The sequence below is a fragment of the Prevotella corporis DSM 18810 = JCM 8529 genome (assembly GCF_000430525.1).
In the GTDB taxonomy this organism is placed as follows: domain Bacteria; phylum Bacteroidota; class Bacteroidia; order Bacteroidales; family Bacteroidaceae; genus Prevotella; species Prevotella corporis.
In genome coordinates this window covers 39,012-56,871 of record NZ_AUME01000007.1, presented here as the reverse complement: position 1 = coordinate 56,871, position 17,860 = coordinate 39,012, and the positions used below count along the sequence as shown (strand labels likewise).

At 47.3% G+C, this 17,860-nt stretch carries 15 protein-coding genes; 7 read left to right on the top strand and 8 right to left on the bottom strand.

The window, feature by feature from the left end; translation table 11 throughout:
- Positions 1–159 precede the first annotated feature (159 nt).
- The 7 genes from tsaB (at position 160) to H515_RS0102035 (ending at position 7,124) form a co-directional block, all read left to right on the top strand.
- A complete protein-coding gene (gene tsaB, locus H515_RS0102065; RefSeq protein ID WP_025875084.1) occupies positions 160–852 on the top strand; it encodes a tRNA (adenosine(37)-N6)-threonylcarbamoyltransferase complex dimerization subunit type 1 TsaB in 693 nt (230 codons plus the stop codon).
- A gap of 131 nt (positions 853–983) precedes the next feature.
- The gene (locus H515_RS0102060) at positions 984–1,589 is read left to right on the top strand and encodes a DUF4290 domain-containing protein (protein ID WP_028901516.1); all 606 of its coding nucleotides are present in this window, start codon (positions 984–986) and stop codon (positions 1,587–1,589) included.
- A 2-nt stretch (positions 1,590–1,591) separates the two neighbouring features.
- Complete coding sequence (gene murA / locus H515_RS0102055; protein WP_025875086.1) at positions 1,592–2,905, top strand: UDP-N-acetylglucosamine 1-carboxyvinyltransferase; 1,314 nt, start codon at positions 1,592–1,594, stop codon at positions 2,903–2,905.
- Positions 2,906–3,053: 148 nt separating this feature from the next.
- Positions 3,054–3,575 (top strand): ribosome maturation factor RimM, encoded by a 522-nt coding sequence (gene rimM, locus H515_RS0102050; protein ID WP_025875088.1) that lies wholly within the window; start codon positions 3,054–3,056, stop codon positions 3,573–3,575.
- Positions 3,576–3,639: 64 nt separating this feature from the next.
- Positions 3,640–4,797, top strand: coding sequence for a 1-deoxy-D-xylulose-5-phosphate reductoisomerase (locus tag H515_RS0102045; protein WP_028901515.1), 1,158 nt, complete (start codon positions 3,640–3,642; stop codon positions 4,795–4,797).
- Between the two features lie 60 nt (positions 4,798–4,857).
- A complete protein-coding gene (rseP, locus tag H515_RS0102040) occupies positions 4,858–6,258 on the top strand; it encodes an RIP metalloprotease RseP (RefSeq protein ID WP_025875090.1) in 1,401 nt (466 codons plus the stop codon).
- A gap of 35 nt (positions 6,259–6,293) precedes the next feature.
- A complete protein-coding gene (locus H515_RS0102035; RefSeq protein ID WP_025875092.1) occupies positions 6,294–7,124 on the top strand; it encodes a LicD family protein in 831 nt (276 codons plus the stop codon).
- Between the two features lie 443 nt (positions 7,125–7,567).
- On the opposite strand, the gene H515_RS0102030 is transcribed toward H515_RS0102035, so the two are convergent.
- The 8 genes from H515_RS0102030 to H515_RS0101995 form a co-directional block, all read right to left on the bottom strand.
- Positions 7,568–8,599, bottom strand: a complete 1,032-nt coding sequence (locus H515_RS0102030) for an NAD-dependent epimerase/dehydratase family protein (protein ID WP_028901514.1) — start codon at positions 8,597–8,599, stop codon at positions 7,568–7,570.
- Positions 8,596–9,315, bottom strand: a complete 720-nt coding sequence (locus H515_RS0102025; RefSeq protein ID WP_025875094.1) for an IspD/TarI family cytidylyltransferase — start codon at positions 9,313–9,315, stop codon at positions 8,596–8,598. The genes H515_RS0102030 and H515_RS0102025 overlap by 4 nt, the downstream gene beginning before the upstream one ends.
- Positions 9,316–9,350: 35 nt before the next feature.
- Entirely contained in the window at positions 9,351–10,307 is a 957-nt protein-coding gene (locus tag H515_RS0102020) for a glycosyltransferase (RefSeq protein WP_025875096.1), read from the bottom strand.
- A gap of 494 nt (positions 10,308–10,801) precedes the next feature.
- The gene (locus H515_RS14785; protein WP_081410104.1) at positions 10,802–12,424 is read right to left on the bottom strand and encodes a DUF5074 domain-containing protein; all 1,623 of its coding nucleotides are present in this window, start codon (positions 12,422–12,424) and stop codon (positions 10,802–10,804) included.
- Between the two features lie 39 nt (positions 12,425–12,463).
- Positions 12,464–13,558 carry a PKD domain-containing protein gene (locus H515_RS12815; protein WP_154653617.1) on the bottom strand — a complete coding sequence of 365 codons (1,095 nt, stop codon included), beginning with the start codon at positions 13,556–13,558 and terminating at the stop codon, positions 12,464–12,466.
- 149 nt (positions 13,559–13,707) lie between these two features.
- Positions 13,708–15,423, bottom strand: coding sequence for a DUF5074 domain-containing protein (locus tag H515_RS12810; RefSeq protein WP_081410103.1), 1,716 nt, complete (start codon positions 15,421–15,423; stop codon positions 13,708–13,710).
- 38 nt (positions 15,424–15,461) lie between these two features.
- The gene (locus H515_RS12805; RefSeq protein WP_051274617.1) at positions 15,462–16,706 is read right to left on the bottom strand and encodes a hypothetical protein; all 1,245 of its coding nucleotides are present in this window, start codon (positions 16,704–16,706) and stop codon (positions 15,462–15,464) included.
- Positions 16,703–17,857 (bottom strand): YncE family protein, encoded by a 1,155-nt coding sequence (locus tag H515_RS0101995; RefSeq protein ID WP_028901513.1) that lies wholly within the window; start codon positions 17,855–17,857, stop codon positions 16,703–16,705. Before H515_RS0101995 ends, H515_RS12805 begins: the two co-directional genes overlap by 4 nt.
- Positions 17,858–17,860 lie beyond the last annotated feature (3 nt).

Genomic DNA, 17,860 nt, shown 5'->3' with positions numbered 1-17,860 from the left:
CGGGTCTTTTACAATCCTTTGAATAGCGAAAATAAACACAATGAGTTTTAATTTGTTATCTATAAGGTGTGGAATATTCAAAATTTAACCGTATCTTTGCACTTTGAAGAGCTGGCTCTCAATCGGTGGAGCCGTTGCTCATAAATAGAGAAACGAATTATGTCTTGTATATTGAACATAGAAACAAGCACCAATGTGTGCTCCGTTGCCTTGAGTGAAAATGGCGCATGCATCTACGAACAGGAAGATCACAGTGGTCCGAATCACGGTGAGCGTCTTGGAACGTTCGTCGATGAGGCCTTGTCGTTTGCCGACAGCCACGCTATTCCAGTCGATGCCGTAGCCGTCAGCAGCGGTCCGGGTTCCTATACGGGCTTGCGCATCGGCACCTCGATGGCCAAAGGCATCTGCTACGGTATCGATGTCAAGTTGATAGCGGTCCCCACGCTCGAACTTCTCTGTGTTCCTGTCTTGCTTCGCCATGAGGAGATGGAGGAAAACGCACTGTTGGTCCCGATGCTCGATGCGCGTCGGATGGAGGTTTATGCTCAGGTTTTCGACCGTGCTTTGAAGGAGGTCCGCCCCATTCAGGCCGATGTCGTCGATGAGAATACCTATCGGGAGTATCTCGACAAAGGACCAGTCTATTTTTTCGGCAATGGTGCTGAGAAATGCATGGACGTTATCAATCACCCCAATGCCCATCTGATAAAGGGAGTTGAGCCGTTGGCCAAGAATATGCTGCCACTGGCAGAGAAACGGTTGGCTTTGGAGCAATTTGAGGATGTGGCCTACTTTGTGCCCATGTACCTGAAGGACTTCGTGGCAAAGCAGGCGAAACCCCTGTTGTAGGATTTGAATTTGCAAATGATGTGCGTCGCAGTGAAATAGAGTCGGTGAAGATTGACTACTTCGTGTCCTTTCATGGCTTTTTAGTACATGCTGCCCAGCGCATTCCATTTAGAAAATAAAAATAGAAATCAATGAATATTGACGGATTGGATTACAATACCCAGCGTGAGAAATTAGTGTTGCCCGAATATGGGCGTGAGATTCAGGATATGGTAGCTTACTGTGTGACCCTCCCTACCAAGGAAGAGCGACAGGATTGCGCCGAGACCATTATCTCGATCATGGACAGAATGAACCAGCAGAACCATGGTAATGCTGACCATATCCAAAAGCTATGGGATCATTTGGCATTGATGGCTGACTTCAAGCTGGATATCGACTATCCCTTTGATGTCTCGCAGGCCATGAAAATAGCCTCGAAGCCTGAACCGATGACTTATCCCATGTCGAAAATCCCTGTTCGACACTATGGTAAAATGATGTTTGAACTGTTCGAAAAGCTGAAGAATATGGAGGAGGGCGATGAGCGCACTGAGCTCATTCGTGTGGTGGCCAATCAAATGAAACGCTGCCTTATACAGTGGGGGCATGGCTCTTCCGACGATGAGAAGGTGGCTTCTGATTTGGCTCGCTTCACCGACGGGAAGGTACAGCTCGACCTCGACACGTTCAAATTTGATAAAATCAACGCACGCGATTTGATACAGCCGCGCAATAACAATAAAAAGAAACGGTAGGTATGGAGGCCTTTATGATAGAAGGCGGACACCGCCTGTCAGGTACGATAATCCCCCAGGGTGCCAAAAATGAGGCACTGCAGGTGATTTGTGCCACTCTGCTGACTTCGGAGGAGGTCGTCATTAGGAATATTCCTAACATCCTCGACGTCAAAAATCTTATAAAGTTGTTGAAAGACATAGGTGTCGAAGTGAGAGAGCTTGCCCCAAGCGAGTATTCGTTCAAGGCTGGCAACGTGAACCTTGATTTCCTGGAGAGCGAAGAGTTTGTTGAGAAATGCGCATCGCTCCGTGGAAGCGTACTGCTTTACGGACCCATGTTGGGGCGTTTCGGCAAAGCCACCATCACAAAGCCAGGTGGTGACAAGATCGGTCGCCGCCGATTGGATACCCATTTCCTTGGATTCAGAAACCTCGGCGCACGGTTCGTTCACGTTGAGGATAGGAACGTCTATGAGTTGAAAGCCGATAAGCTCGTCGGAACCAATATGTTGCTCGATGAGGCTTCCGTTACGGGAACGGCAAATATCATCATGGCATCGGTATTGGCTGAGGGAACAACTACCATCTACAATGCTGCGTGCGAACCGTACATACAGCAACTGTGCCACATGCTCAACGAAATGGGTGCTCGAATCAGTGGCATCGCCAGCAACCTGCTCACCATTGAGGGTGTGAGCAGCCTTCATGGTGCCCAGCATCGCATCCTTCCCGACATGATTGAGGTGGGATCGTTCATCGGTATGGCAGCCATGATAGGCGATGGCATACGAATCAAAGATGTGTCGGTGAAGAATCTTGGAATCATTCCTGACACATTCCGTAGGCTTGGCATACAGATAATTGAGGAAGGCGACGACCTTTTTATTCCCAAACAAGGACACTACTGCATCGATTCGTTCATCGATGGAACGATAATGACCATCAGCGACGCACCGTGGCCTGGTGTCACGCCCGACCTGATATCAGTGTTGCTCGTCGTTGCCACACAGGCGCAGGGCAGTGTGCTCTTCCATCAAAAAATGTTTGAGAGCCGCTTGTTCTTCGTCGATAAGCTTATCGACATGGGTGCTCAGATAATTCTTTGCGATCCGCATCGTGCGGTGGTCGTAGGTCACGACCATCGTCGCACGTTGAGAGGCGGACGCATGTCGAGTCCTGATATACGGGCTGGCATTGCGTTGCTCATAGCTGCCCTTTCGGCAAAGGGAACGAGCCGAATCGACAACATCACGCAGATAGACCGTGGCTATGAGAACATCGAGGAGCGGCTGAACGCACTCGGTGCGCATATCCAACGGGTGGATATATGTTAGGCAACGGAGGTGAAGAGGGTATGAAACTTTCGGTATTTGGACAGATGTCTTGCTGGAATGTGCCAGCTTCTCTGCTCCATAGTCTTCGGTAACGCAAGTCCTTCCTTGACTCGTTCAACTCCAAAATCTACCAAACCCTTCAAGATAGATGATAAAACGAGAAACCGTTTATAAGATAGGTGTCATCGGAAAGCCCCACGGTGTTCGTGGGGAGGTGTGCATTCGTTTCGCCGATGATGTGTTCGACCGTGTTGAGGCTGACTACTTGCTGCTCGATATGGAAGGTATTCTTGTGCCTTTCTTCATGGAGGAGTATCGTTTCCGCACCGACGAGACGGTATTGGTGAAGTTTTGCGACATCGATACTGAGGAAAGAGCGCGCGAACTTACAGGGGCAGAGGTCTATTTTCCACGCTCTCTTGCCGAGGACGAGGACGGACAAGTGTCCTGGGCTCAAATCATCGGATACTGTTTGGTGGATAGCAGGACGGGAAAGGTCATCGGACACATTGAGACAGTCGATGAAACGACGTTGAATACCTTGTTTGAGGTTGCGACAGATGACGGCAAACAACTGTTAATACCTGCCAGAGAGGACCTCATTAGGGAAGTAGATACAGAGAAAAGAATAATCAAAATGGAGATTCCAGATGGACTTCTGGAACTCTGATATTAATGTAACGTTCAATCTCCGTTGTGCTAAATGATGGATTTTGAGCAGTGAATATAGAATGATGAAGCAACAAATATGTATTCTTGGCTCAACGGGAAGTATCGGAACGCAAGCTCTTGATGTGATAGAGCAGCACTCCGACCTATACGAGGTTTATGCACTGACGGCCAACAATCATTGGAGAGAACTTGCCGCACAAGCTCGCAAGTTCCGTCCGGCGGCAGTTGTGATTGCCAATGCCGACCATTATGAAGCCCTTACCAAGGAGTTGGAGGACCAACCCGATATAAAAGTTTATGCCGGAAGTGACGCTCTGAAGCAGATAGTTGAGGCAGAGCCCATCAATATGGTACTTGCGGCAATGGTAGGGTTCTCCGGTTTGGAGCCAACCATCAATGCTATCAAGGCAAGAAAGAAGATTTGCCTGGCAAATAAGGAAACGCTCGTGGTCGCTGGAGAACTTATCTGCAAGTTGGCGCTTGACTATCATGCTCCGATATTACCGGTAGATAGTGAGCATAGTGCCATTTTCCAGAGTCTTGTGGGGGAGGATGAGAACGAGATAGAGAAGATATTGCTCACCTGTTCGGGAGGTCCGTTCCGCCTTTTCTCCAGCGAACAGCTCCAGACAGTGACCGCAGCCGATGCATTGAGGCATCCGACGTGGGACATGGGTGCGAAAATCACCATCGATTCGGCATCATTAATGAACAAAGGCTTTGAGGTGATAGAAGCGAAATGGCTCTTCGGCGTGCCGGCAGAGAAGATTCAGGTGTTGATACATCCACAGTCGATTGTCCACAGTGCGGTACAGTTTGCCGATGGCGGTGTGAAGGCGCAGTTGGGCGTACCCGACATGCGTCTGCCGATACAGTATGCCTTTTCGTTCCCAAAGCGTTTGTCGTTGAATGGTGACCGTCTGGACCTGTTCCGCCAGCCGTTGGAATTCTTTGAGCCTGATACTGAAAAATTCCGCTGTCTGGCCATGGCTTATGAGGCCATCTCTAAGGGCGGAAACATGCCGTGTATATTGAATGCGGCTAACGAAATAGTTAACGAGGGTTTCAGGAACGGGGCGTGCTCATTCCTCGAAATGGGCGAAATCATCGAGAAAACGATGTCAAAAGTGTCCTTCGACAAGAGTCCTGACCTTGACGTTTATCTGCAGACCGATGCCGAATCACGCAAAGTGGCACAGGAATTGATGTCTGGGAGGTAATTGAACAGTGGCAAGGTAATCAATAGAATATAAATAAAACATAAGAATAGACAATAATTAATGGAAACATTTCTGATTAGATTGCTCCAGTTTGTTTTGGCAATCTCTTTGCTTGTCCTCCTTCATGAGGGTGGACATATGTTCTTCTCTAAGCTCTTCGGCGTGAGAGTAGAGAAATTTTTCGTGTTCTTCGATGTAGCTATCGGCAAATGGAACGGCATGCTTTTCAAGTGGAAGCCCAAGAAAGACGACACCACCTATGGCATCGGCTGGCTGCCTTTGGGTGGATATTGCAAGATTGCTGGAATGATCGACGAGAGTTTCGACACCGAACAGATGAAGAAAGCCCCAGAGCCGTGGGAGTTTCGTGTAAAACCGGCATGGCAGCGCTTGCTGATTATGATTGGTGGTGTACTGGTGAATTTCCTGCTGGCGCTCTTCATCTACTCCATGATCATGTTTACGTGGGGCGAAAGCTACTATAAGGTGGCTGATATGTCGATGGGTATGGTGTTCAACGATGAGGCAAAGGCCCTTGGATTCCAAGATAGGGACGTCATGATAGGCACCGACAAGGGAGCGTTCCGCGAGTATGCCAATGTCAATGGCGATTTCTTCCGTCAGATTGCCCAATCAAACTATGTCGATGTGCTTCGTAACGGCAAGAAGAAACGTATCGCCATGCCTGGCGATATGGATATGTTGTCGATGATAAAGAACCGTCCACTTTTCGCCGAACCCTACATTCCGGCTCGCATTGACAGTGTGATGGGTGGCTCACCAGCGCAGAAAGCCGGCCTGAAGGAGGGCGATCTGTTGAAATCTATCAACGGAAAACCAGTTGAGACGTGGGCGGAGATGAATTACCAGATGGGTGTTTTGAGCGATGTGGCTTCGGTAAAGGAGACCCGTAAAGACTCCTTGGCACTGCGCAATGTGGTTCTGACGGTACAACGCGCCGGAACTGACAAGATAGACACGGTGAGAATGATGCTCAATCCTGAAATGAAACTCGGCGTACTGCAAAGCACCCTTGCCAACTATTACAAGCCAACGCAGGAGAATTATTCGTTTTTGGCCAGTTTCCCCGCAGGAGTGAAGTACGGAGTGAATATCTTGCGCGGATATGTGAGCAACTTCCGTTATCTCGCTTCGGCTGATGGGGCGAAGAGTCTCGGAGGTTTCGGTTCCATTGGCAAGATGTTCCCACCTTTTTGGGACTGGTATATGTTTTGGAACATGACGGCTTTCCTGAGCATTATCCTTGCTTTCATGAACATTCTTCCTATTCCAGCACTCGATGGAGGTCACGTGGTATTCCTTCTCTATGAGATGATCACACGTCGTAAGCCGTCCGAAAAGTTCATGATACGTGCTGAATATGCTGGTATCACCATTCTTATTTTACTGATGATTGTCGCCAATCTGAACGATGTGTTGCGATGGATTGGATTGATGTAGGGTGAGATGGTACGGCAATCGACAAGGAAACAGGAATGACAACGACCTTCAATACTGGCGAAACCCAAGAGACCCTACGACGCGACTATAACCCCGACGGCTCGGTGCTTAGGCGTGCGCAACTGCGTATGCTCGATATGCTCGATTATTTGGCTGAGGCTGCTGGCAAGGCCAATGTGAGTTGGCGATTGGATGGTGGGAATGTGTTGGGCGCTTTGCGTCATGGGGGCTTCATTCCTTGGGACGACGATGTCGATATCGTGGTCAGTCAGAAAGACTACAAGCGATTCTGCGACTATCTGAAGCAACATCCTCATCCTCAATACCTGCTTCAGGACAACACCACCGATGAGGGTTATCTGAAGTTTTGGGCAAGTTTTCGTGATCTGAAGAGCGAGCATGTCAGTACCGAGGATGAGCAATCGCGCGACAGAAGGGCATTGGAGAACATGAGATACAGAGGACTCCACATTGATATCTTTCCCTATGAGGACCGCATTCTGTCAGGTTTGCAGCGCATAGCCGGCAAATTGGCGGTGAAAGTCAATCTCGACATAGCCCCGCACCACCCGTTGCTGGCCAGATGGAGTTACAAAATTCTCGAAAAATGCGTATTTCCCGTATTCCGTTTCATCGGCCATCTGTTTGGCAAGCGTGGAAAATTCATGCACACCTATGGCACATGGTTCTATGAGCGCTTTCCCGTCGAAGTTGTAAGGCCCTACAAGCCCATCTCGTTCGAGGGAAAGGAATACAACGGGCCGGCCCAACCAGCAGACTTCTGCAAGATAATTTATGGCGATTACATGGCATTGCCACCCAGAGACAAGCGAAACCGCCATCAAGTTACAATAAAGTTCCTATAGCAATAGGGACTTTTTTTGTTTGCTTTCCATTCCCTTGTCGAAAGAATCGGTCAGCCCTGTGTCTGCCGCACACTATTTTTGTATCATCGCCACGCAACGAACCACACTGATTCGTTGAGCCGACGAACACCGTGGCTGGGTGAAAAATCTTTACAAATAAGTCTTTTATCCAATGCTTTGTAAGTGGTTTGTAATTAGTGCGTTGTGCTTTCTTTGGCGAAGGGTGAGCTATTGGTATGCGAATGATGATCTATTGGCATACGAAAGGTGACCTATTGCAATGCGAAAGATGAACTATTGGCATGCGATGGCAAAGTCATTACCATGCGATTCTGAAAAATATTTACAAAAACAGAAGAACAACGATCCCGACTTCATCGCCCCGCCAACTGACCAACCATTGTGCGGGGCAAGCCGACGATGACGCAAAATCACGCAAAGGGCTAAAGGCCGTTGTGCTTCTGCTCCTCTATGGTGAACCGCAGCTTGTCTTTTATGCTCCCCTCTATGGTCCAGCCCAATGCCTGAAGCCGTGAGGTGTCGAACGTTGCCTTCTTGATGATTGAGAAGCCCGACTTCTCCCGCTTGTCAGGAATGTCGAAAACCACTTTCTTTCCATTAATTGACGCAATGGTTTCAGCCAACTCTCGTATGGTGATGTTTGAGTGCGGGTCGGCTATATTGTAGGGAGTCATGTTCTCGCCCTTCAACAGCAGATAGAGGAGGGCTGAAGCACAATCGACCACATAGCACCATGAGCGGAACTGTTCACCCTTGCTCTTCATCACAATGTCGTCGCCTGCCAATACGTTGCGGATGAACTGGGCATAGACACGGTTGTCGTTTTCGGTGAAATAAGGGCCATAGACGTGCGACGGACGGGCTATGCTCACATCCAAACCGTACTGATGGGCATAGCAGACGCAGAGCGTCTCGGCTGCACGCTTCGACGACGGGTAGCAGGCGCGCAGTGTTGCCGTGTTTACATAGCCGCTATAGTCTTCGGTGAATGGGCTGCCGTCGCCCTCGCCATAGATTTCGCCCGATGAGACGAACACAAACTTGCGCAGTCCGTGACTGCTGCCGTAGCAAAGCAGATTGTTGACTCCGTAAAAGTTGGCTTTCATTACGCCTACAGGGTCGGAGGCATAGGCGCTTGGCGAGGCACCGCTTGCCGCGTCGATGATGAAATGAAAATCGATGTCGGTATCCAGTTCCTTGGTGACGTCGAAGGCGAGGAAGTGGAATCGGGGAGAGTGCCAGTAGTTGGCAAATCTTTTTTGCGCCCTTGCCTCATTTCTGCCAGCCGCATAAACGTGGAAGTCACCAGTGGTACGGCACATGAGCACATCGACAATACATCCTCCGATGAGCCCGGTTGCCCCTGTGACGAGGATGTTTGCTCCGTCGAGCAACTGCCAAGGCAAATCAGTCTTGGCCACATGCTCCAATTGATGTCGGTAGTCGCTTGTCATTTCAACCAATATTCCTTATCCGTATTTTTCAATGCCTTAAACAACTCAACGTCTTCCGTCTGCGTCAGTTTCAGTCCGTTGCGCTCAGAACCGGCGACAAGGTGCTGGTCGTCGATGCCCAATGCACCCAACAAGGTGCAGGATGCCACCGTGTTCTCTATGCCTTGTGCCTTGGCTTCGGCGTGTGCATCGAGTAAAGTCTTCAGTCGGTAGGTGTGTGGCGTCTGCGTTCGGATGAGTCGCTCGCGCGGTATGGAAATGTTCGACAGGCAATCGCCCTTCACTTCCATGATGGCTTCCTTGCACACGAGTCCCGTCACGGCATAGCCGAACTCCCGGCATTTGGCGATGTTCTCGGAAATGATGCGCTCCGACACTAATGGACGCACGCCGTCGTGTACCAAGACAATATCATCGTCTTTGCAACCTTTTGCTTTCAAGCCTTCCAAACCGTTGAGAATGGACTGCTGGTTGCTGTTGCCGCCTTTGAAAATCCATTTCAGTTTCGTTATGTTGAATTGGTTGGCATAGGCTTGCAGCACCACTTCCCAGCCCTGAAGGCAAACCACGGCCATGGCATCTATCTCCGGATGCTCCTGAAAAGCTTTCATCGTGTAGATGATGACGGGGATGTTGTCTATTGTCATGAACTGTTTGGGAATGTCCTGTCCCATTCTGTTGCCCGTGCCGCCTGCGGTTAATAATGCGATGTTCATATTGTTCGTTTTGTTGGTTGTCGATGATTTCTGTTTCACAAGTCGTACTGCACGTTGTGATAGGTGAAGATGAGCGGATAGAAGAATCCGCGAATCCAGCCCATGAGTCCTTTTGCGTTCCCGTTGTAATAGATGCTGTCGCGGTGCCGTGCGCAGATGAGGCACAGTTGCACGAGTGCCCACAAGTCTTTTCTTAGCATCAGTCCCGCCATGCGGTGAGCCAACGGCTGTGTTGTTGTGCTTCTTTCGCAGATGTATTGATAGAGCTTTTGCCAGTTGCGTTTTCCTTGCAGTTGCCGATAGTTGGCATAGCCCTTTGTGTAAGGTTCCGTTTTCGACATCCGGCTGTTGTCTATTCCGTGCGATTTGTTCTCCTGTGCTATGGCGGATTCCGAGTGGGAGCGGTGCCAGTTCAGTGGTTCGTCGATGCGCACGATGCCTCTTTGCAGCTGAGCATTGATGGCCAGCGACCAGTCGTAGTGGATGTAGCTTATCCAGTTGGCATGATTGTGGGCAAACTCGCGGCGCAGGAGCATCGTGTGTCCGGCAAATCCCGTGAAGAGGAGTGCCTCAAGGCTGTATTGTGGGGTAACATAGACCGACTTTTCGGGTGATTTGCCTCTGTGATGGCAGCAGAAGCAGATGTCCTTGTCGCCAATGGCAGCCACCTGTTTCTCTATTTTCGTCGGATACCAGATGTCGTCTTGGTCGGCAATGGCAATGAAGTCGGACGTGGCTCGTCGGGCGGCTGTCTCGAAATTGGCATTGAAGCCCATGTTCTTTGTGTTGCTGAACACCTGAACATTTGGGTACTCTGCCTTGTAAGCCTGTGCCATTGCCACGGTTTCATCGGTCGAGCCATCGTCTTGTATGATGATTTCCCGAATGGGGTAGGTCTGCCCGATGATGGAATCTACCTGTTCTTTCAGGTATTTGGCACCGTTATATGTGCAGACGATTACCGATACGGTCTTGAAATTGTTGTTTGCCATAGGTGATAATGTACTGCAAATGTATGAAAAATAATCCAAAGTCAGCGTAATATTGCGTAATAAGTAGATGCTCAAAATTAATTGCCACAATCTTTTCGCTTGTTTTTCATTCTGAAAGCTTACCTTTCACTTTTTAAAAGCTTACCTTCTGCGTCGTAAATGCTTACCTTTTGGAGTGCAAAAGCTAACCTTTTAAATCACAATTTGTATCACCCTGATTATCAATAGGTTGCAAAGAGTGTTTTGGTCCCTTTTTTGTCATGTTATTTCATGGTGATGACGAGGCGGTTTTCGGTATCTAATGCCCGATGGTTCGGAATCAGAAATCCTCCGGCAAACGATTCTTTTTTCTGTGGGTGCAGGGCACTCGCTGTTTCAAAAATGAAAAGGCAGCGACCTTTGTCAATGGGTCGCTGCCTTTTCTATTTCGGTTACACACTGCGCAACCGGTTCTCATGGATTGTGAAACCGATTGGCGGGTGTGAGATTATTCATTATTTGAAAACAACTTTCTTGCCGTTTACAATGTAGATGCCATGCTGTGGATTCTTCACACGACGGCCCTGCAGGTCGTAGATTACCTTCTCTTTCGTTTCGTTTTCAGTTTCAATTTCGTTAACACCGAGTGCTTCATTGGTCATAAACTCTATGGTAACCACCTTTTCAATGATCTTGCCATTGCTGTTAATCTTGATTGTAACTGTCTGCTCGCCTTCAGGTTCAACCAAAGGATTGATAGACAAATAACCATTAACAATCTTGGCATCAAAGAGATCGGCATCGCTAATTTCTTTCACTGTCATGATGATAGAAGCTGGCAAGTTGTCTTTGTCTTCAACAAAATCATCCAACTTGATGTTTGTTCTCTTTGTATTGCTAACAGGAATGACACCAAGGTCTTTTGCAGTAGGAGCAAAGTTGTCGGGGAATACGGGCAATGACGGGAACCAGTAGTTGGCAATCATTGGGTATTCTTTGATGATGGTACCGGTTGTGTCATATTTTCTCAACGTATAGCTTTGGTTACCGAAGTCTTGATACAGGCTGACGTACAATTCGTCTGTAACGGGGTGTACACGCATGGAGCAGCCGTAGAGTTTCCATGGGTCATCGATTGCGATAAATTTAGTACATTCCTTCTTGTCGATGTCGTACTTGAAGATGGTCTTGTTGCTGAACCAGCTGCTTTCGCCACCATTCCAATAAAGAACGTTCTGCTGTGTGCTTGCGCAGAAGCCGTCAGGAGTCCACGCATACCAAGAGTTGGCAGGGCCGAACGTACCTTTCGGAAGGGTGATAACTTCTTTCTTGTGTGATTTCGGATCCAGCTTAACAATGCGTGTGTCGGCCTTACCGCTTCCATTTTTATCTGCAAGACTGAGCCACAAGTTTCCGTCTTTGGAAAGAACCACAGAGCCGAAGCCCCAGCCTTCCTCTGCCGGAATCACCTTCCTTACCTTGTCTGTAATTGCATCGATGACAATCAAGCCTTTGGTTTGATGTACGGCATATACTTTGTTGTCAACGCGAACCATGTTGCCAATCTGCCCGGAATAAAGGTCGGTGGCACTGCCTTCGGCACCGCTGATTTGTCCTTTGATTTCATTGGTGGTTAAATCCAAGATATAAATACCGTTGGTTGTACCAATGTATGCCTTGGTTTCATCAACGCCAAGGAACGAACGACCGTCGGCAATGCTCTTGCCTTCGCTGTTGGTTGCAAACGTGGTCAGTTGCTTCTCCATCTTCAGGGTCTTGGCATCGGCAATAGTCAAACGACCACCCACAATTGATGCACCTGGATCTTTCTCCTGCTTCGAGATGATGTAGAATTTATCTCCGTAGATGGTACCATACTGCGCTGTTGCTCCCAACTCCTTGCCTGGATTTTCTTTCTGAATGACACGGTAAGTCCATTCTCCATCGTTGCTAATGAAGTTAAGCGTTGAATTCTGATGACCGAACCAGTCCTCGTTTACGATGAAAACACCATTGGTGTAATCCACCGGAGCTTTATTTGTCTGCACACAAGGCGTTTTTTGTTCTCTGAAACTTTGTGCTTGCATTACCGTTATCGACAGCAACGCAACCAAGAAAATGTAAAATCTTTTAATCATAACTATAAGTTTTAAAATTATTGGTTGATATATCTATTCCTATTTGATAACTATCTTTTTGCCATTTTGTATGTAAATGCCTCTCTTCGGGTGTTCTACCTTGCGTCCTGTCAAATCGTAGAAAGCACCATCGTATTTCCTTTCAGCCTGTGGCGCAGTGATGCTTGTCGGAATGATGATAGGGTTGTCATCGTAGCCCGGTATCAAGTGCAGGTCTTCAAAACCGGCAACCTCTGTCGAGGTCTCGCCCAACCAGCCACAGTATTGGAAAATGCCTGTGTAAACCTTTATGAAGTTAACTTCCGTCAGGTCCACATGCTTTCCGTTCTTATCTACTGCCCAGTCGAGATCGAATGTGGCAGCGTCTTCTTCGTTGGTGGAGCCATCCACGTAGCCGTAGCTGTCTTTTGAGTAACGATACAGCACCCAATATCTGCCAACGTGCGATTGGTCGATGGCATTGTTGGGCAACTTGCTGCCGGAGAAGGTCATTGTCTCTCCCTTTTCCCAATAAGGCCAATAGGTCTGGGCATGGAAAGAGTTCTTCATGTGATAGCCCGTAGAATCTTTCTTTACACCGTTTTCCGTCCATGTGGCTTCCCACTTGATGTAGTTGTCGTATGTGGACCATTCTTGATTGTGCTCCCCTGACTCTGCCGTCGGCTTGTGATAGGTGATGGTGAAGTCGAAAATCTGCCGTCCTCTGTAGTATTCCGATCCTGCCAATTCATACCATTGTGCTGTTTCCACATTGTCGCCCACGCCTACATAGACGATTCCCGGCTCAATGCTTCCGCCTATTGTCTCCTTTCCATAGACCGGATCGGCATTGGCATAGAAGCCGTTGCCCAAGATGCGGAGGTCGGAACCTTTCTTGTTTTGTACGGGATGGTCGAACTTTACGGTTACATACCCTCCGTAAGTGCCAAGATGAACCATTTCCTTGTTGTTGAGGTTTTTAGTTGCCCTTTGACAAATCTCTTCGTGTGTGGTTGTCTCATCGGCATTTGGAAGCGTGTTGACAAACTGTCCCGGTGCGGGATGATACTCCAACACTTCTATCTCCTGTGTTTGAGCTGTTGCCGTTAATGTTGCCAAGCTGAATAAAATGCTTGTGTAAACCTTTCTTTTCATTATCTTGCTTTTATTGGTTATATAAATTAGGTAGTTATACTTTTCTTTCCATATCATCTATCAGGCCTTTACAGGATTCATCATCTTTGTGGTAACTTTACAAGATTCATCATCGGAGAGCCTTTTATCTCCGATGACAAACCCTCAAGTTATTTCACAAATACTTTCTTCACTGTACCATCGCTCATGCGAATAATCTGAATCCTTCCATTTCTTTTGTTTGTTTCTTGACCGGATAAATTATAGCGTTTAATTTCCTTGACATCATTGTTCTGAACATTCTCAATGCCATTGGTAGTACAGTTGAGCTTGATGGTTGCGTAAGCTATCTTTCCGTTGCTGTTGATTTTTATCTTCACAAATTCTTCAGATGTAAACTTTGTCTTTGGAGTTACGATGAGTTCCCCATTCTTTATCTCAGCGTTGAATTTGCTATTGTCGCTCACTTTCTCAACAGTCTTTACCATTGCTGCATCCATATTGTCAGCATCATGTGCCAGTGTTGAAAGGGAAATCTTTATGGAAGCCTCATCGGTATCTATATTCTTTATGCCCAAGTCATTGGGGATTGGTGCCTCTAGATCGGGGAATACCGGAAGAGATGGGAACCAGTAGTTCTTTATCATGGGATACTCCTTAAGCATCTTGCCGTCTTTGTCGGTTCTCACAGTCTTGTAGGTGTTGTCGGCAAAGTCTCCTTTGAATAGCGACATGTACAAATCTCCGGTTATGGGGTGTGGACGCATGGAGCAACCGTAAAGCTTCCACTTCTCAGGTTGCTTGTCAAGGTCGATAATATTGGTTACCGTGCGAGTATCAACATCAAACTTGAAAATCTTACTATTACTGAACCATGAGTTCTCACCCCCATTCCAATAGAGTGCATTCTCTACATTGGAGGCACAGAAACCGTCAGGTGTCCATGCGTACCATGATGATGCAGGGGGATAGTTTCCGGTGTCGGGACTAATGTAAACGACTTCCGTCCCAAAGCTAATGGGATCGATTCGCACAATAAATGGCAACATATTGCCATAGCCGTCTTTGTTCAAAGTAACAGAAACCCATAAGCTGCCATCTTTTGCCATTACCAAAGAACTGCCAACACAAGGTTCGGCGTCATCTTTCAGCTTGGCTTTCTCTGCGAGATATTCGTTGAATGTGTCTATTAGCGACTTCATGTCAATTACCTTAATCACCTTATCCGTAGAGGGGTCTATCACAAGAACGCCGTATTCCTGATGAACAGAGAATACATAGTCGTTAATCCGAACCATGCAACCTGACTGTCCCCAGTAGAGTGCCTTGTTGCCAGGATTGGCATTGCCACCTGTTCCTGAAGCTGCGAATGGATTTTCAGTGCCCTTTATTTGACCTGTTACTTCCAAAGTATTGCTGTTGAATATCCAGATGCCATTGCTCGTGCTGATATAGACTTTGTTCTCATCAACTCCTAAACATCCACGTCCATCGCAAGTGTTCCCCGAAGGATCAATCTTGTCCAGTTGCTTTATAACTTTCATGGTTTTGGCATCAGTAACCGTAATGCGTCCACCTTTAATTTTGGATCCCGGGTCTCGTTCCTGCTTGGCAATGAGATAGAACCGGTCGCCATAGATGATGCCGTGCTGATTGGTACAGCCTAACTCCATGCCCGGATTTTCTTTTTGGATAACACGGTAAACCCATTCTCCTTTTTCCGTGAGGTAGTTGACCGTGGAATTTTGATGACCGTACCAGTCTTCATTGACAAAGAAGACTCCGGTGGTGTAGTCTATATCATCTGTCTGTGCCAATGCTCCTATTGTAAATGCCGGGAACATCGTCAGTAGCAGAAATAACCTGATGAGTAGCTTCTTTTTCATAAGTTTAATTTTTTATGATGGAATTGTTTCGCTAAATATTAATTTCCGGGGATTGGGTCGTCAGGTACTCCATTGGGCTCCTTGATGTGAAGATCCTCTCCTCGGCAAATCTCTGTGCTTGTTTCACCAATCCAACCGCAATACTGATTTACTGCCGTATAGACCTTTACGAAGTCAATACCAGGCAGGTGGACAGGCTTCCCATTCTTATCCACAGCCCATGAGATGTCAAAGCTGCTTAAATCCTTTAATTCAGCCGGGTGATTATCCACGTATCCCCATTCGTAGGAATAGAGTACGTAGTATCTGCCTTGCCCACTCTTGTCCACTGCATTGTTTGGCAGTCGCGTGCCGGTAAATGTCAGTTGATCGTTGGCAACCCACTGTGGGAAATATGGTTGGGTATGGAAGCTGTTTTTGGCAATATAGCCACTCTTCCCCTCTGAATCCGTCCACGGCACGTATGTCAAATCGGTCAGGAAGCCAGAGTCGTCTTTCACCGGTTTCTTGTTTGGATCCGGTCGTGTGTAAGTGATGGAATAATTATGAATGGTTGTGGGTTTATAATACTCGCTACCCGCCAGCTCGTACCATTCATCGTCGGGTTTCCCATTCATGTTGGTGTCGTAGGAGACCATTACAATGCCGGGCTCGCATGACCCACCCTTCTTTTCCGGTTCAATAAGCTCGTAAAAGGCATTGCCTTGGATATAAAAGTCTAACGCATCAGGAACATTCACTACAGTATGGTCAAACCCAAATATGATGTATCCTCCAAAGCCTCCTAAGGATACCAATACATCGTTCTTTCCTGTAATGCTTTCTTCCGCTCTGATGCGCATAGCCTCTGCATTGTCCCCATTTAAATATTCGGGAATATAATTTACAAATTGTCCCGGGGCCGGCATATACTCATAAACATGGCTAATATAGCGGCTGTATTCTACTTCCTCATGCATCACGTTTACTTCAAAATCGTGGTGGTAGGGGGTGTTTGGATCAATGACTTCAAAAGTTATCTTGTATTTTCCCTCGTCTTTTGCAAGGAAAATATAGTCACGTTGAGTACTTAAGAGCGAGTCTCTGCCATCGGGCAGGTGTAACGTCCACTTGTATTCTTCGCCGGTAAACTCCGAATGGAGTCCCAATTTCTGCATTCTATAGATGTAATACGTGTCATCTATTCCGAGATTCACCATAGCAGGGTCTTCCGTACAGCCTGTCATGAAGAACGAAAAGGTTGCGCAGAGAATAGTTATGAGGTATAGTTTTACTTTATTCATTTTCGAGTCTTTAAAAAACAAATGTGTGCAGGTATATCCCCGGTGCGGACACTCCATTTTCGTTTGCCATTCCGGTCGAAACAGTAGAGCGTTCCGGACGACACGTAATTCTTAGCATCGGTGACGAAAATATCGCCTGTCTCCGGGTGAATGGCTATGCCATAGGGGATTGTGATGTCTTTTTCGCTTCCATCGGTGATGAAGTTCTTGCTCACCACTTTCTTGGTCTTTATGTTGATGATTCCATAATTTATTGTGTTCTTCTGGGTGTAGTTGTTCCATTCAGTTGCATAATAATAAAGGGAATCTCCATAGAAAGCCATGTTTGAGCATGCTACCGGTATGGTATCGGTAACAATCATCTGATTGTAGCCCGGTCTCTTGCTCAGGACAAAGAGACGTGAAGGCACATTCTCGTAGTTACCACGAGAGGTTACCCACAGTTTCTTGTACTTGTCTTTCTTCAGTCGGTGGAGGTTGATGCCCACAGGTATCTGTTGAACTTGTTTGAAGTCCTCCATTTGTATGACCGACACAGTATTGTCGTAAACAGGTGGGCGGTATCCTCCGGAGTTGGCAACATACATATAGTCATCGATTATTTCCATTTCTTCAGGTTGATATCCCACAGTCACTTTTGCTTTCACTGCCAAAGAAGTCGTATCAACCTTATATACTGCGCCTTTGGGTGCTGTAGGGTCGATGAGTACCGGTCCGACGTATGCGCTGACATACGCCGCACCCTTGTAAAACCTGATATAGCGGCAGTTGGGGATGTTTACTTGCCCTATCCTGACACCTGTACGAGCGTCCAATACCTCAACCTTGTGTGAGCAATTGACCACAACATAGAGCTTTGAGCCGTATATTTGTATATCGTTTCCCACATCTCCTAATTCCTTGATGACATTAGGATTTCGTTCCGCGTAGAAATTACGTGCGTAGAGTCCTGTCTGATAATCGAAGTAATCCAAGGTGCATTTGTTGCTTCCCATGTTTCCTTCGTTCACAAGGTAGAAACCGCGCACTTTGCTGTTCGGAAGAGGTGGATCATTGATGATGTCGTATTCGGTGGGCACTACCAATTCGTCCTCTCTGCAAGAGTAGAATACGAATATCGCTAATATCATGATAAACCAAAATTTCTTCATAGT